The organism is Paenibacillus sp. 01T47 (assembly GCF_056398245.1).
The window spans coordinates 241,217-264,665 of record NZ_JBFTPA010000004.1 but is presented as its reverse complement, the minus strand read 5'-3'; the positions used below and the strand labels follow the sequence as shown (position 1 = coordinate 264,665).

Sequence of the window (23,449 nt, the reverse complement as noted above, 5' to 3'; positions counted from 1 at the left end):
AATCCAATGGTTCAAAATCAATCGCTTGTTCAGTTTGCCTCAGGAAGCGCAGAGCTGGTGACCTACTCCAACACGGTCAATACCGCTTTAATAGGGACTCGTATCGTACTCGAGAAAAAAGCCTATGAAAGCGAGGTTACTCTTGGCAGTACGATAACCTACAATATCACGGCAACGAACACGGGAAACACAGCCGGCAGCGTCACACTTACCGACAAGCTGCCGGAAGGAACTTCATTTGTCGCGAACAGCGTAATATTGAACGGAACACCCATGCCTGGCGCTAACCCAAGCAACGGTATTGCAATTGGAAATATGATGCCGCAAACGCAAGCTCAAATCATATTTCAACTCATTGTCGTTTCCATTCCAAGCAGCCTTCAGCTAGTTAACCAAGCGCAGGCAGATGCCGAATTTCGAACAGCAGAAGGGCGAATTGTCACGAGTATTACCAACTCTAACACGCTCGTTACACCTGTTAATGCGGTATCGCTATCTGCTCGACTTAGCGCAAGCACCGAACAAACCTTCGTCTCAGAGCATGTAACCTATGAACTTACGATTGTTAATGACGGCAACCTTAGTCTCCGAGAGGCAGTCGCTTCCTTCAATCTGCCTCTCGGCATCCTTTTTGTGCCCGGCAGCGTGACAATCAATGCTGTTATTTCACCAAGCGCTGATCCGAATGCAGGTATCCCGCTCGGCACTATTAGACCACAATCAACCATCGTTATCACCTATCGCGCGCAAACGACGGAGAATGCAGCCTCTATATCTATCAGCAAAGCGATCGTTCGTTATCAAGTTTCCGGCACGCCGGATTATACGCATTCAAATGAGGTCGCCGTTATCCTTATTCAGCCTGAGATCAGCGTTAATAAGCAAGTAGATCAGCTTGTTGCTGTCCCAGGTGATGTCTTGCATTACTCGATCTACATTGAGAATGCCAGTAATGTTGCCGTTGATGCCGTGATGGATGACGTTTTGCCTGCTGGTGCAGTCTTTATACCAAATAGCCTGAAGTTGAATAATCATTCGTTGCCAGGCGTGTTTATTGAAGATGGCATTAATCTCGGTACGCTGATCGGGCAATCACAAAACATGATAACCTTTGATGCCCAAATCCCTTTACAACTTGCCACTGTTGCACCATTAACGAACACTGCATCGGTTGTCTACACTTTTCGGCTCTCAGACGGAAGAGTAGTTAGCAATTCCGCGATCTCAAATGCTGCAATAACAGAAGTGACTGCTCCTATCATTCAGCTTACCGCAAAGATCACTCCTCCTATTGTGGAGTATGGCGATACAATAACCATCGTTTCAACGCTTATGAATAATGGAAACTTGCCAGCTTTCGTTTCATTTACAAGCGAGTTTCCATTTGGCGTGGATTTATTGCCAAAAACGTTCCGTGTAGATGGAGCTCGACTAAGCCCCATTGATTATGACGGCAATCAAACATGGCAGCTTGGGAATGTACTACCCGGAGCAACACTTGAAATCATTTATTCTGCTATCGTTACTGACGCAATCGTTTCTGACGAAATTATAGGTTATGTCAAAGCAAAATTCTCCTATGAGGTAAGCGGGCAAAGCAACACTGGCGAGGCTCTATCCAATTCATTAGTCGTTGCTGTGATTGGGGATGACGAGTGAAACAAAGAAACAAATAAACCCCGATTTGAACCATAATGGTTCAAATCGGGGTTTCAATTATTGGATCTCCTTTTGCCAAAGCTGCCTCACAAGTTGCTTCAAATAAAGGGACTGCGACCAGCGGTCACTAATCTCCGTTTGCCGAGAACCAGCCTCATCTGACGTAATCGCATACGATGGAGGACCCAGCTCAACGACGATAGGGAATGAATCATTCTCTTTTCTTTGTCCATTAAGCCAGTGTCTCATTGCGCTGCCCCACCATCTGGAGAAATGGGGGACCATCGAATGATTGCCTGCTTCCCCCGGATCGATCTGTATTTGCTCGCCATTTGATATACGGGTATGAATACTGTGCGTGTTTGGCAGCAAGCTTTGCAGCATCTGCTCCGCCTCATCCGAAATCGTATGAAGCTCACCAGCTACGACATAATGTGAATAGTCAATCGTAAGCCTCAGTTCCGGCAGCGACTGCAAATATTGCCGTGTTCGGATGAGATCCTGTGTAATCGTACCTCGGTGCGTCTCTACATAAACCGGGATGCCCGCCTGCCTCGACAGTGCATCAATTCCAGATAGCAGTTCAATGGCGGAATCGCCAATGAGGAAAGGCGTCATCACCTGTGCGTTGATATAGCCGATGTTTTCGAATGCTGCTGCTTTTTCCAAAAACTGAGACATCTCGTTTAGTGAAGAAGGATATGCATTTACACTAAATGACATGTTGTATTTATGGAGCAGCTCCTTCCATAAACTGCTTTCCTCAGGTGCCGGCACAAAGGCGTTAATGCCGTCGAAACCATTCTCTGCTATTAGCTTGAATTTCCCTTCCATATCTTGCGCATGCCCCGCTGTTCCTTGCAATCCACTCATACCCCACCAGGACATCTCAACTAACAATTTATTTTCTGTTTTCATCATTAATTAATGCGGATAGGCCATATCAAATTCAACTCCGCATGGTCCTCCGTCCGGATTAATTTCCAAATCAACGGCAGTGCCATCCTGTCTAAACAAAGGGCGATAATGATCGCTAATATGAGTTGCTGATGCATTCGCATAATGGCAGATGAAGGCTCTGCGGAATTGATCCTTTGTTTTGTTTCTATATGATCCATGAATCAAGTTCCCATTGAAAAATAGCACGTCGCCTTTATCCATAATTACCGGCATCGCCTTGTGATCCTTAGGCGGCTTAACGAAATGGGAAGTGAACGATTCCGTTGAATCCGCAATTTCAGGACAGCTAATTTCATGCTCGCTCGTCTTCGGAACGACAAGCAAGCTGCCGTTCTCCTCATTTGCCGCATCGATCGCCGTCCAAGCTGCGATACAATTGCCTGGCTCCACCTGCAAATAAAAATTGTCTTGATGCAGCGCTTGACCGCGTGAGCCTGGCGGCTTGTAATAAAACATGCTTTGGGCTGCTAGCGCTTCTTCGCCATAAAGATCGGCTAATACGTCCATGACCGGCTTATGGAGCAAATATTTTTTGGACGTCTCATTAAAGCGATGCGGATGCATGACCCGCGGATAACGCTTTAACGGATCATCTGTCTCTCCTGTCAGATCTGGCTCAAAATAACCCGGCACTGCTTTATGACTCATTTCCTCGAAAGTATCCTCTATCGTGCGAATGTCTTCCTTAGAGAAAAGACCTTTTATCACAATGTAGCCCTCAGTACGAAATTGATTAACCTGCTCTTCTGTTAGTGCAATCAATGCTTCTGTCATCGCATAACGCTCCTTCACTGAATTAATCATTGTTCTTGACATAATCATAGTGGTTTCGCTATTTTTAAGGAAGAATGATTACTGCTGAAAACTACTTGTATTATGCTATTTTGAAAATGAAGGAGGAGTTTGGCATGCTTCCAAATCATAGAAAAGAAGCTGAAACAGAAGCACATGGCGGTGTGTTTCTAAGTGGTCTATTTGATGAATCCGACTCCTATCGTTATCGCAGGCCAAACGGAATAAGTGATTGGCTTATCTTTTATACCTTAGAGGGTGAAGGATATTTACGCACACCCGCTGGAGAGAGGCGCTGCCGCAAGGGACAAATCGGGCTGCTGCGCGCTGGCATTCCTCACGAGTATGGCACGATTGCGGGAAGCAGCTGGCACTTTTATTGGGCACATTTTCAGAAACTACCTGAAATCGACTATTTGCCAAAGGATGAAAGCATCGTCATCACGATTCCAGACGGCAATATGAGAAGTAGAGTACAACTCACCTTCGATCATATATTGAGTGATTCGAGAGAGCGGGCAAGCTTCTGGCAAATGTTATGCGAGAATGCACTGCGCCAAGTGATATTGCTCACAGCACAGCAGCTAGATAAACGACTGGATCCTCGCATCGAGCTTGCCCTGCAGTATTTATCACAGCATATGGAGCAGCCGATACGCATTGAAGTGTTGGCTCGGTCGGTTGGTTTATCTCTCTCGCGGCTATCCCATCTATTCAAGCAGGAGACTGGAACGAGCGTGGTCGAGCATCTGAATCATCTGCGGCTTCAGCAAGCGGCTCTTCTCATGGAGCATATGGGCCGTTCGGCAACCGAAGCTGCGCTTGATGTCGGCTTTAACAATTACAATCATTTTGCTGCATTGTTTCGCAAAAGTTATGGCGTAAGCCCACGAACATACAAAAAGGACAAAGTCGCTCATAACGAGTAGCTTTGTCCTTAGGGTTTCATCTATTTAATTAGGAAGTGATGATTAAACCTTTTGTACGGCTAAATCAAGCCAATCCATCTCTTCCTTGGTGAGCGTAATAAGCGACCCTGCATCACAGGAATGAAGCTCTTCCGCTGATTGCGCGCCAATCAAGGCACAGGTCGGAAACGGTTGGTTTAGCACGTACGCTAGCGCGATCTGGATAGCAGTAACGTTTTTCTCAGCTGCCAGCTGCTTTGCACGTGCCAGACGCTCCCAATTCTCATCGCTATAGAACACACGTACAAGATCCTCATTATCTCTCACTTCGGGAGTAAATCTACCTGTGAAAAATCCTCTTGCCTGCGATGACCACGAAAGCAGCGGGAATTGCTCTTCCTCATGCCATGCGCAGGTTTCCTCATCAGCAGAGACGCAGCCATGCCAGAACGGTTCATTAGCTTTCGCAAGGCTAAGGTTCGGACTGCTGAATGAAAAACCGACAAGTCCATTTGCAGCTGCGTATTCATTCGCTTCCTTAATACGCTGCCATGTCCAGTTTGATACGCCAATCGCTCGAACAGTTCCCGCTTTCACATGCTCATTAAGAATATCGATAACCTCTGCTGCTGGTACTGCCGGATCATCCCGATGCAGTGCATAAAGGTCGATATAGTCGGTTTGAAGACGCTTCAAGCTAATCTCCAAATCATGAGCAATGGCCTCTTTGCTCACACGCGAACCCGTATGATCATGATGTGCGCCCTTGGTCAAAATAACCAATTGCTCCCGATTGCCGCGTTCCTGCATGTAGCGGCCAATCACTTCCTCGCTTTCCCCGCCGCAATAAATATGGGCTGTGTCAATTGAATTGCCTCCAATTGCTAGAAAAGCGTCCAGATTAGTTGCTGCTTTCTCGTAGGAATCATTATAGAAATAATCCGACCCCTTCATTAAGCGAGATACCTGCTTGGGTGAACCTTCAATTTGAATATATTCCATCGTTGTTTTACCTCCTTAATTATGGGTTCGTTATATTTTAATTCGTGTATGCTCTTGAGCAGAAAGCAGGCAAGCATCGATTACTTTCATGTTGTTAACCCCATCAGCGCTGCCGAACTGAAGCTCTGATACACCGTTAATGGCATTTGCCATATGATCGGCCTGCAAAGTGTAGGCGTTTACATGCGGCACCTCAACTTCACGGCGCTCTCCTTTTGCATCGACGAAGAAATTGCCGCTGCCCGGCGCGCCAGTCACAAATGCGGAAGGCACTTCGATAATACCCTCTGTACCTAGCACCTCAAGCGGGTTGCGGAATGCTGCCCACATGCCGCAATCAAACGTCAGTGAAACCGCACCTTCAAACTCGATTAATCCAGAGGCCATCATATCGACATGATCATGCTCTGGTGAGAACAAAGCCTGAACGGTGACGGCTTCAGGTTCTTTGCCAAGCAGCAAGCGAGCAGCATTAATTGGATAACAGCCTACATCGTAAATCGAGCCGCCTCCCCACTCCTTGCGGTATCTCACGTTTTCTTTATGTCCTGCATTGTTGAAGGTGAACGCGCTGCGAATGCCGCGAATGTCGCCAATTTCCCCGTCTGCGATCACTTTCTTGATCATGTCGTATCGAGGGTGATAGCGGTACATAAAAGCTTCGGACAATAACACGCCTGCTTTCGCAGCAGCTTCAGACATTTCAGCTGCTTCTTGTGCAGTCAAAGCAAGCGGCTTCTCGCACAAAATATGTTTCCCTGCTTCAGCAGCCCGGATCGTCCACTCTCTATGCAAATGATTTGGGAGTGGAATGTATATAACGTCAATAGAAGCATCCGCAAGCAATTCTTCATAACTGCCGTAAGCAGTCGGGATATTCAGCTCTTCTGCCGTCTTCTTTGCCTTGTCCACGTCACGGCTAGCAATAGCCGCTACCTCATTTAATTCCGAAAGATGAAGGCCAGGTATTACTGCGCCTTTGGCAATTCCAGCGCAGCCCATGATGCCCCATTTTAGTTTCTTCGTCGTCACTCCATCGTCACCTCAACCATTATTTTATTATTATATTGCGATTACAAGCTGAAACTAGCTACACCATCAGTTCAGAGCGCTGCACCTAAATCGTGAGGTACAAATTAGTATCAAACGATTTCATTGTGCTTGCCTCTAGTTTAAAGTAGATAACCAAAAAATAAAATGATATTATTTTGTTATAAGTTAAAACAATATTGTCATTGAGGTGAGCAACATGCAAAGACAAATACATCTGCTTACGCTGCCAAATAATCCTTTTTTCTGTTTACCTGAATCCGTCGGGAATTACTGGAATGAGCCTGACCATTACACGCTTCGTATGGCGGAAGCGCTCAATAACTTTAATATTCATTACGTCGTTTCTGGAAAAGGTTATGTGGAATGGGATGGTGAGGTGCACACCCTCGAGGCTGGTGAAGCTGTTCTGTATTTCCCCTTGCAAAGACAGCATTACTACAGCAGCAAGGATGATCCGTGGGATATAAGATGGGTTCATTTTTATGGGAGTGGGCTTCAGGACTATATGATCGAACGAGGTTTTCACAAAAGCCAGCTCTGGACAATCCGTCAGCCAACCGCTTGGGAACAGGTGCATGAGGATTTGCTGGTCGAGGCAGAAAAGTCTCGCATGCTGCATCCGACCAAGCTTTCTGCTCTCATGTATGCCATACTCGCCGTGTTCATCGAGCAAGCTGTGCCGATATCCGGCAGCAAAGCTAGTACGTCCGGCAACCGCATCTTAAAGCTGCTCCCTTTAATGCAGCAGGAAGCGGCTGAGCCGTTCATACTCGAGCAATGGGCTGAAAAAGCAGGAGTTAGCCCCTACTATTTTTGCAAATTGTTCCGAAATGTGATGGAGATGACACCGATGGACTTTATTACACGCTGCCGGCTTCAAATGGCGAAGCAATGGCTTCTGGAGCGCAAGGATGTTAATATCGGACAAATTGCTAGTGATGCCGGCTATCCTAGCGTCAGCTACTTCAACAAAAGATTTATGGCTCATGAGGGGATGACGCCTACGGTATATCGTCAGCTATACGGGGTGTAATACGAATGTTACTTTTTGCTCTGTAAGAACACATATGCGCTTAATGCACTCTTTTGTGAGTAACCCGGCTGCACTCGAGCTCTGTAAGAACCTATTGGTTCTTACAGACATTATGAATGTTACTTTTTGCTCTGTAAGAACACATATGCGCTTAATGCACTCTTTTGTGAGTAACCACCCTTCACTTGGGCTCTGTAAGAACCTATTGGTTCTTACAGACATTATGAATGTTACTTTTTGCTCTGTAAGAACATATATGCGCTTAATGCTCTCTTTCGCGAGCAACCACCCTGCTCTCGAGCTCTGTAAGAACCTATTGGTTCTTACAGACACTTATGAATGTTACTTTTTGCTATGTAAGAACACATATGCGCTTAATGCTCTCTTTCGCGGGTAACCCAGCTGCACTCTAGCTCTGTAAGAACCTATTGGTTCTTACAGACACTTATGAATGTTACTTTTTGCTCTGTAAGAACATATATGCGCTTAATGCTCTCTTTCGCGGGCAACCACCCTTCACTTGGGCTCTGTAAGAACCTATTGGTTCTTACAGACACTTATAATTGTTACTTTTTGCTCTGTAAGAACACATATGCGCTTAATGCACTCTTTTGTGAGTAACCCGGCTGCACCCATGCTCTGTAAGAACCTATTGGTTCTTACAGACATTATGAATGTTACTTTTTGCTCTGTAAGAACACATATGCGCTTAATGCTCTCTTTTGTGAGTAACCACCCTTCACTCGAGCTCTGTAAGAAACTATTGGTTCTTACAGACACTTATGAATGTTACTTTTTGCTCTGTAAGAACACATATGCGCTTAATGCTCTCTTTTGTGAGTAACCCGGCTGCTCTCGAGCTCTGTAAGAACCTATTGGTTCTTACAGACACTTATGAATGTTACTTTTTGCTCTGTAAGAACACATATGCACTTAATGCTCTCTTTCGCGGGCAACCACCCTTCACTTGGGCTCTGTAAGAACCTATTGGTTCTTACAGACACTTATGAATGTTACTTTTTGCTCTGTAAGAACACATATGCGCTTAATGCTCTCTTTCATGAAAATAAGAAGTACTATACACACGCTTAAATTCCTAATGGAACCATATACAGTCCGGTATCTCCATCATTTTTCATCACAACATCAACGCCATACGTTTGCTTAATCGTTTCCGCTGTCACGACTGTCTCAGGCGCACCTTCTCCTACGATGCATCCTAATTTCATTACAATAATATGGTCGCTGTATCGAATGGCCTGATTCATATCATGCAGAACCATTACTATCGTAATTCCATGCTTGCGGTTCAGCGTCTTTACTAACTCTAATATTTCGATTTGATGATAGATATCCAAATACGTCGTTGGCTCATCCAAAAATAACAGCGAGGTTTGCTGTGCCAGCGCCATTGCGATCCAAGCTCTCTGTCGTTCGCCGCCAGATAAATGAGCTAGACTTTGCTTTCGCTTGTTCAGCAGATTCGTGCAGTTGAGCGCCCAATTCACGGCTTCATCATCTAATTCGCTCTCTTGTCCCCACCGCCCCCGATGCGGCAATCTGCCGAAGCGAACCAATTTCTCTACAGTCAAATCTGCAGGTGCTTCCTGCTGCTGATGCACCACGGCCAGCTTCTTGCCAAGCTCCTTCGGCTTAAATTGCGCGAGCTTCTTCCCATTCAGCAGCACCTCACCTTCGCTTGGCCGAAGATTTTTCGCCATTACACCAAGCAGAGTTGACTTGCCGCAGCCATTTGGACCGATGATCGTCGTAATCCGACCTTCCGCAATACGGCTGGTTATTCCGTTCAAATGGAAAGTTTTTTTGTCATATGAAAATCTTATTTCATTAATGTCCATGGACGCGTTCGCTCCTTCGCAGCAAAAAGATGAGAAAAGGACCGCCGATAACTGTCATGACAATCGAAGCTGGAATTTCTGTCGGGGCTAAAAGAGTACGGCCAAGCGTATCCGCAGTCAAAATGAGCCATGCTCCGCCAATCGCAGAGAAAGGCAGCAGAACTTTATGGTCTGAGCCAATGAGCAGCCTCGCGATATGTGGGACGAGCAAGCCGACAAACACGATTAACCCGCCAATAGCTGTTGCAACAGAAGCCAAAAGCACGGCAACAACCGAAACGAGCAGCCTTACTTTCATAACAGACAAACCAAGATTTTGAGCGGTTCGATCTTGCAAAACAAGCGTATTGCACCATGAGCCAAGCAGCATCGAGAGTAACAAGCCTACACCGCCATACAGCGCCAACATATGTACATCATCCCAGGTTTTCATTGTAAAAATAGAGGAAATCGCTTGATTCACGCTAGTTACCGCATAGCTGCCGCGATAATTAAAAGACTGCCCCAAACCTGTAAATGTAGCATTAACTGCAACACCGACCAGAATAAGCCGAAGCGGACTGAGTCCAGAGCGCCACGAAAGCGAATAGACCAATAGACAAGCTATTGCTCCTCCAACAAATGAAAACAGCGGCATCCAAAAAAACAATGTCGGGAATATTGTTACGAGCAGCAAAGAAACCAAGCCTGCTCCTGATGAAATGCCGATAACACCTGCGTCCGCCAGCGGATTGCGCATTACGGCTTGCAGCAGTACACCAGACACGGCTAGCGCAGCCCCTGTCAGTAAAGCAACGATTATACGCGGTAGCCGCAGGTCGCGAACAACCTCCACCTGTTCACTTGGCGAGCCAAGCAACCCTTTCATGAGTTCAACAAATCCTACGCTGATGCTTCCAGTTGTCATGGAGTATACGATGGTTGCCAAAAGGAGCAGCGTAATTGCGATGAAGCTGAATATTGTTTTTGGCATGAAAAAACATCCTTATTTATAATCCTGATAAAGCATTGGAGCGAGCGCGGTTAGTGCTTTGACAACAGCCAAATTGCCCGTCGTGCCAAATAAAGTTTCTTCCAGATCATATACACGCCTCGTCTTTACCGCTTCAAAATGCTTCCAGATATCATTTTTTTTGAATTCTTCATCGAACATTTTCACTACCTCAGCCGGCATGCCATGCGCTGCTCGCAAAATGACATCCGGATTCGCCTTCTGCAAATATTCCGTATTGGAAGCCAAAAATTCAACCTGCTCGCCCTGCACGATATTTAATCCCCCAAGCAAACGAACAAGATCTCCAATGTAAGAGTGCTCCGTCGCAACCAAATAACTGCCGGGCACACCAAGCAGGATCAGCACAGTCGGTTTTTCTCTTCCTTCTGTATTCCGAGTGATGGCAGCCAGCATTTCCTGCTGTTCATTTACGATTGCAGCAGCCTGAGTTTCCCGCCCATACCGTTCTCCGAGCGCTGTAATTTCAGCTTGCATGCTAGAGATACTCGTTAAATTCAGAAAATCAGCCTTTAACCCTGCACTCTCAAATACAGGCTCCAGCTCATATTGCAGCGTCGAGACAGACAGCACCTCCGTCGGCTTCAGGGATTTAACCATTTCCATATCAGGACTCATTGGATTTCCGACTTTAGTAATATTGGTGTAACGCTCCGGTAGCGTTTTCACACTTTTCGGTATACCAACTAAATCAAGCTCAAGCGCATCCATAATTTGTGTAATCGCTACGGTTGTTGACACGATGCGTTGGCTAGACTCCTCGGATACAGAGCCCGAAGCCGCTACTTTTGCCAAAGAGTTTGTAGACGGCGCAGCAGTTGGCGCTGCTGTCGAGCCGCTTCCCGCTCCAATCGTTCCGCAGCCTGCCATCATCGCAGCAAGTAACAGCAGAGATAACCCCTTCATAAATCGATAGCGCATTTCATTCTTACCTCCTTAAAAAAACAGCACAGAGGACACCCGCTAATCAGGGTCCTCCTATGCCATCTGTTTAAATCACCCGCTTCAAACTTTGTCCTTCCTTTCTTTCTGCTGCTTATGCCGTTTTAGCCTCTTCTTGTTCTGCTGCTTTCGTTTCCAAATAATCGACAGCACGCAAAACGAGAGTAATCGCCTCAGCTCTTGTTGCGGACTTCGTTGCTCCAAACTGATTTTGATCCAGTCCCTTAATTAATCCGTACTTCACTGCCGTAGCAATGTAAGCCTTAGCGTAGGAAGGAATTTCCGCTACATCCGCAAAATTAAGCGAATCCGCTGCTTCCAGCGGCAAATGAAGTGCTCTTACGATCATGACTGCAATTTCCGTACGGTTTACATTTTGCGTTGGACGGAATGTCTGATCCTCATAGCCATTAATAATGCCTGCTGCTACCGCTTGTTCGATAAAGGACTGTGCCCAAGTAGGAATGTTTTTCATATCTGCAAAAGCTGTTGAAGCGTTCTTGCCTTCCAGCTTCAGAGCTCTGCCGAGAATAACCGTCCACTCCGCACGATTGACCGTTGCATTCGGTTTAAAGCTTCCATCCGGATAACCCTGAACGATGTTTAGCTTCAATGCGCGATTAATGGCTTCTTTCGCCCAGTTGTTTGCTAAATCTTTAAATGCAGCCGTTGCATCTTTGCCAGCCAGCTTATCTTTTTCCTCTTGTTCCTTTTTCTTTTTCTTTTTCTCAATTTCTTCTGGCGTCTCTCTCGGCACCACAGAGCCAAATGAATCAGAGTCCCAGCTTGCTACTGGAGTTATTGCCCCAAGCTGAATTTGAATACTGTATTCATGATGGTACTTCACTTCTGGCCAATCTATTTTCACCCAGCCATCCAGCTTAGCCGGTAGATCGGCTACTGTAAATTGTACTCGTCTTGTGTTAGCGGAAGCATCGGATTCGATCGTTGCTGGCGTAGAACCGCCAATCGTAAATCCGGTAATTTCCTTGCTTTGCTTTAAATTGACTTGCACATGCTTCACACCATTTTGCACGAGCAAACGAGCAGGATGTGCTACATATTCATCCATCACCGATGTTTGTGTAGTGCCTTGTTTTAAAAACTGAATATCAATCAAATACTTGCCGTCCGCAAGTGCACCCGGTTCTGTCGGTTTGACCGGATCAACAACGACAATTTTTGTCGCTTGGAAAGCACGAAGCGCTTGATCCAGCGTGCCTTCTGCATCAATGAGCTGTTGCTTTGTAGACAATATGCTGTTTGCGACAGCGTTCGCTGCTGTAATTGCACTAAGCAGTGTATCTTTCGCTGATTGCGGATATTGCCCAACACCTGTACCTGCGGCTGCTCCATTATGAGCCGCCTTCGCTGCCGCAATAGCTGCCTTCAATACTGCTGGATCACCATTGTCAAACAACAGACGAATGTTATGAGTCGCATCATAAGGTTTGCCTGTACGCGGGTCAATTACGTTTGGCATAATGATACGAACTTGCCCTGGTACAATTGCCGTTAAATCATCCACTTTAAATTTGATAACCCTCGTATTTTCTGTCTTGTTTTCACTAACAACGCTCACATCTGTGAGTATGCTGTTCTGAGCCACTTTAAACTCTGTAACGATGCTGCTGTCCTTTATTGCAAAAGACACAAAAGTCTCGCCGATATAGTTCGTAACAGAAGCCGGCTTGAGGAAGTAACTGTCCATGCTCGATAACGCTGCATTTGTTGCATGCAGGGCTGCGAAAGAAATATTGCGAATCTGGCTTCCTTTGAAAACTTGAACAGATTTCTCTAAAATCTTTGCCGCATTAGCAATTTCTGGACGTGTAGAATTGAGTTTCTTCCCTGTTTGTTCAGCTAATTGAATAGCAGAAAGCAATGATTCTTTTGCCGCCTCCTCATATTGCCCAGCAGCCGTTCCAACAACAGCCGAATCATGTAGTTGACGCGCTGTAGTGATCGAAGCATTTAAGGCATTAAGATGATTGGCATTATAGCTGAATAGTACTGTTCGCTTCTCTGTACCAATTGTGTACTCTAGTTTTGATAAGCCTTGATAAATAGAATCGTCTGCCTTTTGATGTCTTGCGGAAAACTGATAGGCCTGTATCAGTCCTTCATAGCCCTTTTGAATAAGCGTTTTATAACCTGTCAGCGTACTAGAGGAAATCTCGCCGTTTGCGCTTTGTCCATATAACGTTAATTCAGGTGCAATTTCCATCGGATCTGCAAAAACAACGTGAGCATACGCTTGAAAATAAGGCGCTGCCGATTGAGTAAACATACTTACTTCTGTTTTGAAATCTTTATTGTGTTTGGATATTTCTCCTGTTTCAGGGTCCAGCACAAGCAGCGGTAATATCTCCTTCTTGTACTGCTGCTTTTTCAAATCCTCCACATTGGCAGTCAACACATTTAAAGCATTATTGACAGCTGTTTGAGATGCTTGCGGATCAGCAGCAACAGTCTGAGCGTCCGCAATCCATTGCCCAAGCCTTACACTTGCTCCTACCGAATACTCACCATCCGTTAATACAGCATGAGCGGCTGAAGCTCCATTTGCTGTCCCTATATTTTTCACCGTTGTCGCAAAAGCTGAAATCTCTTCTAACGCACGTACTAAATTCGCTTTATTCACGACAAGCCGAGCAGCCTCATACTTCTTTTTTCCCTCTTGCAGAACAAGGTAAGCAGCCTTGATCAGCTCTTGATTGGAACCGCCAGCGCTATCGGCAATGCTTCTTGCCTGAGTGATCGTATTTTGAAAAGTAGCCTTGGAGCCTAGCAAATAGAAGCCATCGCCAGTTCCCTCCGTCGTTGTATTCAGCAGCTCATTCGAAGTTGTAAATAAAGCTTCAAGCTGCTCTAATGTTACAGCACCCGTCTCGCCTCCGCCCCCATTGCCGCCTCCATCAACGGGTAGACCTGAGATATCCAGCTGAAGCTGAACATTATACCAATTGTCATAATTTACTGAAGGAATGACGATATGAATCAAAATTTCTTGTTTCTCTTGCATGTTCTCAATATCATAGCTAACAACGACGTGATCCGGATCTAAGCCGTCCCCTGCTGGCTGAGCAGCAACGACTTGATACCCTTCTATGCCGTTGATTGTGTTCCCATTGATTACTGCTTTGTCTTTACCTGGTAACTTAGCAGAAAAATGATGAAAGGAAGTATACTGCGTAACCTCATGCTGAAACTTTGCACTGCCATTAGTAATAATCAATTTGCCTGTGCTTGGATTTAGATAATCGTTAATGATTGATCGTTCATTGCTCCCATTCTTCACATAAAGAAAAGGAACACTATACTCCCCATTTGGCGTTACTCCCGCCGCTGCACTCACAGGAAAGGCCGACAGCAACAATACGAGCGCCATGAGCAGCGCCGTCAATCGGCGATATTTCATTTGCATTTCAAAAAACACTCCTTCGTCATTTAACTGCTATCGCTTATGTACCCTTGCATTTTGAACAGGAGAGCGGTCCATGCCATCGTATCGCTCTCCTGTTCTTTTAGCACATTATTCTAATCAGTGAATTCACTGCTTCTTAAACGCTCCAATCGAATTGGATCGTATGAACCGTATTGTAGCCTGGATTTCCTGGTGATGCTGGTACAATAACATGAATTTTTGCCAATTGGTTCGGCGCGAAATCAGCCACTTCAAATGTAAATTCAACGTTGCCGCCAGTATAATTAGCAGCTGCATAGCTGTATGTTCCAGTAGCAGGGTCTTCCACTTGCAAGTATTGAATATAGCTTGAGCCTGAGAATGTCACCGTTGTTGTTGTCCCATTGCTAGCAACAACTGCATCGCCTACTTTATAGACGTTAGCATAAGAATTTGCTGTATCTGTTGCATTGCGAACAACGTAGCCTACGCCTGTGCTTGCGAATACAGACGGAACAGCCAAAGCTAGAGCCATAACAAGCATCATCATTACAAAACTAGTTTTTTTCATCGATTTGATCATTTATCAACACTCCTTATTTTTTAGCGAATTTGGTTTTGCGCAATAAGATAAAGGCTACTCCGACAACAATAATGATTAGGGAAATAACAAGCGGTGACAACACTCGCTTAGAAGAAGTCGAATCTGACAACTGCTGCGCAGCTTCACCTGATGCAGGTGTAACCATATCAGCCCCGATAAGCTGAACATCGACCTTCGGCTCTTCGTGAACAGCTGTCTCCGCAGAGTCCACTGCTAGGGTATCCTCTGCAGAGGTAGACTCTTGTGAAGATGGGGTTAAAGTCTCCTTAGGCAATGATTGCCCTTCAGCTTCAACCGCTATCGGACTAACGGTTGGAGCAGGCGAAGCTTCGACCTGTATCTCTTTCTTAGAATCTTCTTTTTTAGAATTGACCGTTTCAGAGCTCGGCTTATCTACCTCAACCTTTGGTTTTTCAATCACCTTATTTGTGGTTTGAGGAGCTGTTGTACCTGTCTTTACATCGGTCTCTTTTTTTGGTTCTTTCGTGGTTGCTGCTGGTTTCTTTTCTTCTTTGACAGGGGCCTCCGCTTTGCTGATCTGCTTCAGACTGCTAGAATCGAAAACTAGACGAATCGTGTAGCTGTGATCGTAATCAATATCCTCTACCGTTACGTGGATCTTGGACTCTAACGGCGTAGTTAGATCAGCAATTCCGAACTTAACAATTCTCGTATTGTCAGCTTCGTTGCTAGATACAATAGCCGTATCTATGTACCCGCCGTCACTCGGAACTTTATATTCCGTTACCCATGAGCTATGGTTTATTTGCAGTTGTACCTGCAAAGCTCCTTTGGTCACAATCAGCTTGGCTGGTTTTTCCCAATAGTCATTTGCCATCGATACCGATTCATCTTCGGCTTTCTTGACAACATAGTCTATCGAGTACGTACCATCAGCCAGTTCAGCCGCATGTGCTTCAGGTGCAAACGGAACAACGAGTAAAGTAATCATGATGAAGAAAGCCAGCACTCCAAACTTGCGAATAATTCTCTTCTCCTCCTTTACTCCTGACATCCAAGCTCGCAGCAGATTATCCGAATGGCTCTCTCTCGCATCATGAATATGATAATCATTATCAATAAAAAGTTATTTTGATTATGATAATCATTATCATTAGACAATTAAAAAAAAAGCAACCTGCTGCAGAATGTATCCCCATTTCAGGAAACGCCATTCTCAGGAATGAAACTATCATGCAAGCCCACATTTTGTCAACACAAAAAAAGAAAATTAGTTATTTTCTATATAATTCCTTTTTAGGTATTGACGTCCTCTGTTTTTAAGCATTATACTCTCGAAGAGATCATTGAGACTGATTATCAATACCATTTAGATTGGAGGTACTGCAATTGTTATGAGAACTTGTCTCCCCCTATTTGCTGTGCTTCTGTTACTCGTTTTTACAGGATGCAGTAACGACAAAGGCAACTCTTCAGAAATGAGCGATGGAAGTCTGATAGTAAAAGACTTTGCAGGACGCCAAATTGCCTTTAAGGAACCTCCCGCCAAAATTGTTGCACTGGGCAGCGGCGAAGCTGATATTGTGGCAGCTTTAGGAGGAAATCTAGTCGGCCGACCTACAACATCCGCTCAGCCCGTTAATCGGGCAGTCCTCGAAGCTGAACAAATCGGAAATGCTCACGAGGTTGATTTGGAAAAAATAGCATTGCTTCGCCCTGATGTCGTGCTTGGCAATTATCCATTGAATGAGAAGGATATTCCCGTTCTTCAAGGAATCGGTGTACAGCTCCTGTTGACGGGTGCCAACTCCATCGACGACATTAAACGCCAGATTGAGCTGATAGGCCAACTTCTTCGCAAAGAAGAGCAGGCACAAGCAATTATCGCCAACATTGTTGATAAGATTGCTGTTTATAAACCTACCGATGAAGCCAACAAGCCGCGAGCGCTGCTTGTATATGGAGCACCAGGTACATTCATGGCAGCACTCCCTAATTCCTTGAGCGGCAACATTCTCGAAACCGCTGGCGGAGTAAATATCGCTTCGGATTATCCGAGGCTGCAGAGCTTCCCGCAATACGCGCAGCTAAACGCAGAACGTGTTGTTGAAGCAGACCCCGACATCATTTTTTTCATGACGCATGGCAATCCCGAGGAAATCAAGAACAGCTTCATTCGTGAAATGGAGACTAATTCTGCATGGAGCAGCATATCCGCCGTCAAGCAGCAGCGTATTGAAGTGCTGCCGCAGGACCTGTTCGGTACTAACCCTGGAACTCGTGTAATCGAAGCACTTGAGCTTATGGACCGCTTGCTGAAAGAAGTGCCTAACTGAAAGGATGCTAAATAAGGATTATGAATAAAGAAACACGTACAAAAAGACGTAAGCTGGCCTTCATCATCTCACCCATATTTCTGCTTTTAAGCGTTCTTATCGGGTTAATATCTGGATCAATCACGATTCCACTGCACGAGATATGGAGCATTCTTATCACAGGCGATTCATCAGCTCACTCCGTGATATTGCTTGATCTTAGGCTCCCTAGAGTATTAATTGGTTTATTGACAGGCGCATGCCTTGCTGCATCCGGAGCAATTCTGCAAAGTGTCATGCGCAATCCACTTGCCGATCCCGGTATTATTGGCGTTTCGGCAGGTGGCGGTCTCGCTGCTGTCATCACGATGGTGATGCTGCCGCAATTCAGCTTTTTATTGCCAGCTGCTGCTTTTGTTGGCGCCCTCTCTGCAAGTCTAATTATTTATTTTCTTTCATGGGATAAAGGTGCTTCGCCTATTAAGATTGTATTAGCCGGTGTTGCAGTAAACGCGCTCGTGGGGGCCGTTATGAATGGCGTGATGGTCGTTTACAGCGACCGGGTTCAAGCTGTGCTTCCTTGGCTTTCCGGCGGATTAAATGGACGAAGCTGGCATCATTTCAGCTTTATGCTGCCTTACGCGCTCGTCGGCCTACTTCTTACGATACCAGCGATCAAATCAGCCAATCTGCTGCTGCTCAGCGACGATTCTGCTCGCTTGCTGGGACAAAAAGTGGAGTTGCAGCGGCTTCTGCTTATTCTCTTATCTGCTCTGCTTGCAGGAATTGCAGTAAGCGCCGCAGGTCTTGTTGGCTTCGTTGGGCTGGTTGTGCCCCATATGGTCCGCCTTCTAATTGGCGACGATTACCGTTATTTGCTGCCAGTATCGATAATAACCGGTGCTGCTCTAGTCGTCATTGCCGATGCTGCGGCTCGTTCTTTATTTGACCCTGTTGAGCTGCCGGTTGGCATATTATTAGCTTGCATCGGCGCACCGTTCTTTTTGTATTTGCTGAGGAGGAGTAACTGGCGATGAAGGCGATTCAAACCCATTCGTTAACGCTTGAAGCAGGCATGTTCAAGTTGTCAGATGTTAATATGGAAATCCCTAAAGGTAAAATAACTGCGATAGTCGGGCCAAACGGCTCAGGCAAATCAACGATGCTTAGATTAATCTCGGGTCTGCTGACTCCAGATAGCGGCAGCATTCTCATTAATGAGAAGAGTACGAGCGATTATAAAAGATCCGAATATGCCAAAAGTCTTTCCATGCTGACGCAAGCCAAAAATATGCTTCCTTCGCTGACCGTTCGCGAGCTGGTCGCTTATGGGCGTGCTCCCTACCAAAAAAGCTTCCGTCAGCGGCTAACTACGGAGGATGAACGTATCATTGATTGGGCATTGCGGGCAATGCGCATTCGACGGCACGAAGACCGAATGTTTCACACCCTCTCCGGAGGCGAGCAGCAGAAGGCGCGAATCGCCATGGCTTTAGCGCAGCAGACCGAAATTCTTTTGTTAGATGAGCCAACTACCTATCTGGACATGTGTCATCAGCTCGAGGTGCTGGAGACACTCGCCAAAATAAATCGGGAATATGGAACGACGATCGTTATGGTTCTGCACGATCTGCAGCAGGCAGCCTCTTATTGCCATTATATGATTGCCATGAAAGAAGGGGAGCTTGCTGACGCTGGAGAACCACGAACCATCATTACGCCTCGTTTCATGCGCTCCGTATTTGATTTGGATGCGAGAATCAGCTTTGCTGAACGTTATCCCATTATCATTCCTATACCCAAAACCGATGAGGAGGAAGAAACGATGATCATTGTGACGAATGTATCGCAAATTACGAAGGGTGAAGGAGAAAAGCTTGTTGAACGTTTTGATCGGGTAGGCAAAGTCGAGGAAATGGAAGGGTTTCTTGGGCTTGAGGTGCTTCTCACGCAAAACCTAAAGGACTATGACGAGGTTTCCATCGTTACAAGGTGGCAATCCAGAGATGACTTTAACAACTGGACAAAAAGCGAGGCGTTCCGTGAATCTCATTCCCACCGGAAAACGCCGGAATACATTCTATCTAACAAAATTATGTTTCAGGAAGTCAAAGTCAAGCGTACTCCGCTCCCTGCAGCGGAACGCAGCGATGAACGGCTTGCCCAATAAATTCCTTCTTAACAAACAAGCAAGACAGCCATTCCTCCTCTAAACGAGGCGGCGGCTGTCTTGCTTTTGTCTGTTCATTTTAACGAGCCTATCCGGTTGCTAAGTGAATGCTAGGCCTTTTACAAGGATACTAGCGTCCCGCCTTCATTTGCAGAGCGCAGCTCTGCTTCGATTATTTCAAGCGTGCCTACCGCGCTCTCAGGTGCGCAGATTGAAACTGGCTGACCCGCATGAATGGATTCAATAAAATATTTGATTTCACGATAATAACCCATATCCTCAGACAATTCAGCGATAAAGCCCGGCGCATCATTTGGGTTAACTTTCACTTGCCCATCTTCAAAAATGAGATTTCCGCCTTCAAAATTAACGCGATACGTCATGGCGAAGCCAAAGTCGCCTTCCAGCGTCCAATCTGCCTGAGCATTCAGCACCTTGCCATCTGGATAAATATAATGAGTAGACACGACATCATAGCCGCTGCCTGGAATGACATTGCGTGCAATCGTTGATACCTTCTCAGGCTTGCCGAATAACCAGTGAACCATGTCTGCATCATGAATGTGCATGTCCAGTAAACAGCCTCCGCTTTTGCTGCCATCCAGAAACCAACCCTTTGGCGCGGCAGAGCCTCTGAAGAAATAACCGCCCGTAACAGCTCCATAACGGCCATCCTCTACGCAAGCCTTCAAGTATTCATAAGCTGGCCAGAAGCGCAGGCATTGGCCGATCATCAACGTTTTTCCTGTGCGCTCTGCTGCATGTGCCATGCGCCAGCCATCCTCTGAGCTTCCTGCCACAGGTTTCTCGCATAATACATGCAACCCTCTCTCAAGCATCGAGCAGGTTAAATCAGCATGCAGATTAGTAGGCAGCGTAATATCAACGATATCTAGTTCCTCGTTCTCTAGCATTGCAGCAATATTATCGTACAAACGGTAAGGCGCAAGATCATAGACGTCCTGCTCTGTCGCGATGTTGCCTGACGCTTTTCCTTCCTTCAACTCTTCGATCAGCAAATCGCAAATCGCTACGAGCTGCACAGGAGCTCCTTCCTTAGCAAGACGGACATAATTGTCAAAGTGCATCCGACCCATAAATCCAAAACCGATTAAACCAACCTTTAACATATTAAAAACCTCCTAATAGTTTTTGAGTAGATGAATTCTAACGTCCTAATATGGCATCCATCGCTTTTGAAGTGTTGAAAATGATTTGTTCGGAATGATGATTGTATGGCGGAATCATTTCTCCAGTTACATAATTGTCATAACCAATCGCATGAAGCGCCTGCATGACAGCTGGGTAATCAACATCACCTGCTAACAGATCAACAAAGCCATGCAATCCTCCTGCTTGACGGCGGTAATCCTTGAAGTGCACCTTCTTGATGCGATGACCCAAAATACGAATCCATTGCTCAGGATAACCATTATGCAGCGCATTGCCGACATCGAAATACGAGCCTACAAAACTCGAGTTATGCGCATCAATGAAGGAACGCATCTCAATCGGCGATAATAAGAACTTGTTCCAAACGTTCTCAATGCCAATCGAGACACCCGCGCTCTCAGCAAACGGAACAAGCTTCCCGATCGCTTCCAGCGCCCGGTCATATGCATATTCGTAGTCAGCTACTTCACTGCCTGGTATAAAGTCAACGCCTACAGCGCCTGGAATGACCAAAATGGTATCGACGCCGAGAGCCGCAGCAAGCTCCAGCTGTTTCTTGCACACATCGATTGCTTTCTCGCGTGTAGCCGCGTTTTCACTCGTCATTGGATAGGACCAGTACAAGCCTGTTGCTAAACCTGCAATTTCCAGTTCATTTTGCTGCAGTTCGTTTTTGATTTCTTGAATCTCTTTGTCGGAAGCTGCTAGGCTAAGCTCGCCCGTCTCGTTCAATGACAGCTCGATTCCGTCAAAACCTGCTTTTTTTGCTGTACGAATGTTTTCTGCAATGGTTGAATCACCTTTGAAAGACCAAATATTAATCCCTTTTTTCATGTTAAACCCTCCTACATTTATGTTTTAAATAAATAACAGCCTGCCAAATTTACGGGGAAGATGAAAGTTTATCGCTTTGGTAGCCTGCCAAGCCTGGAATTCACGGTTGCCGTGTTTATCCTCATCAATTCGGTAAAAATTCACTCTCCAGCTTAATCCTTGCTCGAGAGGCTTCTTGAAATTCTCAACCGGAATATGCACAAAATAAATCCGTTCAGCATCGCTTCTCGTTTCAACAGTCGTCTGAATACCCTCAAACCTCCATGCTAAGTCCGTCGCAGTGATCTCGGCTTCACCATCATTCGCAATCAGAGCATCAAAAACAACATTGTTCGGACTAACTTCTAGCTCTAGATAACGATGCCCAGTTCCATCCTCATCGATAAACAGCTCAACGACATCCTGCTCATAAAGCGGCTCATCGCGTATGGTAAAATCAGATACAACATGTGAATCCTTGCATAAATAACGAATATGCAAATAGTTCTGGCTCCAGCATGCTCTTACTTCCGTACGCTCCTTAGGCTGCATGGCAGTGACCGTATCAACCAGTTCAATCGCATCGAAGCTATCCCAATGGATAGCGCCAAAACCGGCGTCTTCGATGCTGATCGGCACTTGCCTGCAAAGATAGGTTTTACTCTCTTGAAACGCAGGAACCTCCATTTGTTCAAACTCCTTTTTAGATAATTACGTTATATTGAATTTGCTGCAACAACATGTGATAATACGTTTATAATAAACGATTATTCTTGAAATTTATTTAGCTAGAATAGCGATTTTTTGGACAATTCCGTTCTCTTTTTTATTTTCTTAATGAAAGGAGCCTACCGCTTGGAAAAGACTGAATCTCCCTTTCTACGCATTCGTTCAACTCCATTTCGCGAGTGGTCGCCCAGCGTCCATTATGCGCAGTTCCAGCGCTTGCCAACGGGTGCTCTGCCAAGACGTAGATTGTATGATTACGAGCTCCTGTACGTGTACCATGGCGAAGCAGCGACGACCATGCATGGGCAGCGCTATAAGATTGAAGCTGGTCAGCTTATCTTTTTGCCCTCTGGCGTTTATCACCAAAATGAAGTCGTTTCCAGCCCAAACGCTCGATTTTTAGGCATTCATTTTGATTTTTTTGACGAGCTCGATATTCAGACAGAGGCTGACATGGTTGTGAACGAAGCTGCTGTTTTGCCGCATAAATTCATTTATGAGCCTTATGTGGAAGGGTTGGCTCCCTTATCTGACCATCCAGTCTATAAGCCGCCTCTCGTATGTGTACAATTAATGGAGCAGCTTGTTCATGAATTCACAATGCGTCCTATTGGGTATGAGCTGGTTTGCAAAGGTCTAATGCTACATATATTGGCCCATTTGCTGCGATTGCCCTCATCTCGATCCGCTGGACAAACCTCTCTTCATGGCGGCAGGATTGCCGAGTTAATGGAGGAAATAGAGGCATCACCTGCTGCAAATTGGACAAACACAACGATCGCCGCAAAGCTGAATTTGAGCATCGACCATACCGCGAAGCTGTTTAAGCAAATCGCCGGTATGCCTCCTAGCGAATATGTTCAATCGATACGTCACCGTGAAGCTAGAAGGCTTCTTCGGGAATCCGAGCTTTCAATCGAAAACGTCGGCAGCATCGTCGGCTATTCCGATATTCACTACTTCAGCCGGATATTCCGCCGTCATGAAGGAATATCTCCGCGAGAATATCGGAAATTGTCCAAAATATTATAAAAAAAGAGCTCTATCTAATGAAAGCC

Annotated in this window: 20 protein-coding genes; 7 read left to right on the top strand and 13 right to left on the bottom strand. The window is 45.7% G+C overall.

Annotation, left to right across the window (positions count from 1 at the left end):
- Window positions 1–6 precede the first annotated feature (6 nt).
- Window positions 7–1,659, top strand: a complete 1,653-nt coding sequence (locus tag AC1DOV_RS11125; RefSeq protein WP_477549954.1) for a hypothetical protein — start codon at window positions 7–9, stop codon at window positions 1,657–1,659.
- Window positions 1,660–1,716: 57 nt separating this feature from the next.
- On the opposite strand, the gene AC1DOV_RS11120 is transcribed toward AC1DOV_RS11125, so the two are convergent.
- Together AC1DOV_RS11120 and AC1DOV_RS11115 are read right to left on the bottom strand one after the other, a co-directional pair.
- Window positions 1,717–2,532, bottom strand: coding sequence for a sugar phosphate isomerase/epimerase family protein (locus AC1DOV_RS11120; protein ID WP_477549953.1), 816 nt, complete (start codon window positions 2,530–2,532; stop codon window positions 1,717–1,719).
- A gap of 51 nt (window positions 2,533–2,583) precedes the next feature.
- Complete coding sequence (locus tag AC1DOV_RS11115; RefSeq protein WP_477549952.1) at window positions 2,584–3,393, bottom strand: phytanoyl-CoA dioxygenase family protein; 810 nt, start codon at window positions 3,391–3,393, stop codon at window positions 2,584–2,586.
- 134 nt (window positions 3,394–3,527) lie between these two features.
- Between AC1DOV_RS11115 and AC1DOV_RS11110 the strand changes: the two genes are divergently transcribed.
- On the top strand, window positions 3,528–4,340 hold the full coding sequence (locus AC1DOV_RS11110) for a helix-turn-helix domain-containing protein (protein ID WP_477549951.1): 813 nt from the start codon (window positions 3,528–3,530) through the stop codon (window positions 4,338–4,340).
- A gap of 42 nt (window positions 4,341–4,382) precedes the next feature.
- Here the strand turns inward: AC1DOV_RS11110 and AC1DOV_RS11105 are convergent, their stop codons facing one another.
- Together AC1DOV_RS11105 and AC1DOV_RS11100 are read right to left on the bottom strand one after the other, a co-directional pair.
- Window positions 4,383–5,321: an aldo/keto reductase gene (locus AC1DOV_RS11105; RefSeq protein WP_076270879.1), complete on the bottom strand. Its 939-nt coding sequence runs from the start codon at window positions 5,319–5,321 to the stop codon at window positions 4,383–4,385.
- Window positions 5,322–5,351: 30 nt separating this feature from the next.
- Window positions 5,352–6,323, bottom strand: a complete 972-nt coding sequence (locus AC1DOV_RS11100) for a Gfo/Idh/MocA family protein (RefSeq protein WP_477550049.1) — start codon at window positions 6,321–6,323, stop codon at window positions 5,352–5,354.
- A 247-nt stretch (window positions 6,324–6,570) separates the two neighbouring features.
- On the opposite strand from AC1DOV_RS11100, the gene AC1DOV_RS11095 reads away from it, so the two are divergent.
- A complete protein-coding gene (locus tag AC1DOV_RS11095; RefSeq protein ID WP_477549950.1) occupies window positions 6,571–7,407 on the top strand; it encodes a helix-turn-helix transcriptional regulator in 837 nt (278 codons plus the stop codon).
- A gap of 1,088 nt (window positions 7,408–8,495) precedes the next feature.
- Here the strand turns inward: AC1DOV_RS11095 and AC1DOV_RS11090 are convergent.
- The 6 genes from AC1DOV_RS11090 to isdC all read right to left on the bottom strand — a co-directional run bounded on the left by AC1DOV_RS11090 (window position 8,496) and on the right by isdC (window position 16,245).
- On the bottom strand, window positions 8,496–9,266 hold the full coding sequence (locus AC1DOV_RS11090; RefSeq protein WP_477549949.1) for an ABC transporter ATP-binding protein: 771 nt from the start codon (window positions 9,264–9,266) through the stop codon (window positions 8,496–8,498).
- A complete protein-coding gene (locus AC1DOV_RS11085; RefSeq protein ID WP_430054374.1) occupies window positions 9,256–10,239 on the bottom strand; it encodes a FecCD family ABC transporter permease in 984 nt (327 codons plus the stop codon). The genes AC1DOV_RS11090 and AC1DOV_RS11085 overlap by 11 nt, the downstream gene beginning before the upstream one ends.
- Window positions 10,240–10,251: 12 nt before the next feature.
- The gene (isdE, locus tag AC1DOV_RS11080) at window positions 10,252–11,199 is read right to left on the bottom strand and encodes a heme ABC transporter substrate-binding protein IsdE (RefSeq protein WP_477511062.1); all 948 of its coding nucleotides are present in this window, start codon (window positions 11,197–11,199) and stop codon (window positions 10,252–10,254) included.
- A gap of 115 nt (window positions 11,200–11,314) precedes the next feature.
- A complete protein-coding gene (locus tag AC1DOV_RS11075) occupies window positions 11,315–14,647 on the bottom strand; it encodes an NEAT domain-containing protein (RefSeq protein ID WP_477549948.1) in 3,333 nt (1,110 codons plus the stop codon).
- 136 nt (window positions 14,648–14,783) lie between these two features.
- On the bottom strand, window positions 14,784–15,209 hold the full coding sequence (locus tag AC1DOV_RS11070) for a hypothetical protein (RefSeq protein WP_477549947.1): 426 nt from the start codon (window positions 15,207–15,209) through the stop codon (window positions 14,784–14,786).
- 13 nt (window positions 15,210–15,222) lie between these two features.
- The gene (isdC, locus tag AC1DOV_RS11065) at window positions 15,223–16,245 is read right to left on the bottom strand and encodes a heme uptake protein IsdC (protein ID WP_477549946.1); all 1,023 of its coding nucleotides are present in this window, start codon (window positions 16,243–16,245) and stop codon (window positions 15,223–15,225) included.
- Window positions 16,246–16,585: 340 nt separating this feature from the next.
- Here isdC and AC1DOV_RS11060 point away from each other — a divergent pair, with 340 nt between their 5' ends.
- Genes AC1DOV_RS11060 through isdG form a run of 3 tightly spaced genes read left to right on the top strand, consistent with a single transcriptional unit; the run spans window position 16,586 to window position 19,676 of the window.
- Window positions 16,586–17,527: an ABC transporter substrate-binding protein gene (locus tag AC1DOV_RS11060; RefSeq protein ID WP_477549945.1), complete on the top strand. Its 942-nt coding sequence runs from the start codon at window positions 16,586–16,588 to the stop codon at window positions 17,525–17,527.
- Window positions 17,528–17,547: 20 nt separating this feature from the next.
- Window positions 17,548–18,543, top strand: coding sequence for a FecCD family ABC transporter permease (locus tag AC1DOV_RS11055; protein ID WP_441881775.1), 996 nt, complete (start codon window positions 17,548–17,550; stop codon window positions 18,541–18,543).
- Window positions 18,540–19,676: a heme oxygenase gene (gene isdG, locus AC1DOV_RS11050; protein ID WP_477549944.1), complete on the top strand. Its 1,137-nt coding sequence runs from the start codon at window positions 18,540–18,542 to the stop codon at window positions 19,674–19,676. Before AC1DOV_RS11055 ends, isdG begins: the two co-directional genes overlap by 4 nt.
- A 119-nt stretch (window positions 19,677–19,795) precedes the next feature.
- Here the strand turns inward: isdG and AC1DOV_RS11045 are convergent, their stop codons facing one another.
- From AC1DOV_RS11045 to AC1DOV_RS11035, 3 genes are read right to left on the bottom strand one after another with little or no spacing between them, the layout of a single operon-like run.
- Window positions 19,796–20,806 (bottom strand): Gfo/Idh/MocA family protein, encoded by a 1,011-nt coding sequence (locus AC1DOV_RS11045; RefSeq protein WP_477549943.1) that lies wholly within the window; start codon window positions 20,804–20,806, stop codon window positions 19,796–19,798.
- A 37-nt stretch (window positions 20,807–20,843) separates the two neighbouring features.
- The gene (locus tag AC1DOV_RS11040; protein WP_477549942.1) at window positions 20,844–21,683 is read right to left on the bottom strand and encodes a sugar phosphate isomerase/epimerase family protein; all 840 of its coding nucleotides are present in this window, start codon (window positions 21,681–21,683) and stop codon (window positions 20,844–20,846) included.
- A gap of 24 nt (window positions 21,684–21,707) precedes the next feature.
- Entirely contained in the window at window positions 21,708–22,349 is a 642-nt protein-coding gene (locus AC1DOV_RS11035) for a carbohydrate-binding family 9-like protein (protein WP_477549941.1), read from the bottom strand.
- Window positions 22,350–22,517: 168 nt separating this feature from the next.
- Between AC1DOV_RS11035 and AC1DOV_RS11030 the strand changes: the two genes are divergently transcribed.
- Window positions 22,518–23,423, top strand: a complete 906-nt coding sequence (locus AC1DOV_RS11030) for an AraC family transcriptional regulator (RefSeq protein WP_441881784.1) — start codon at window positions 22,518–22,520, stop codon at window positions 23,421–23,423.
- Window positions 23,424–23,449 lie beyond the last annotated feature (26 nt).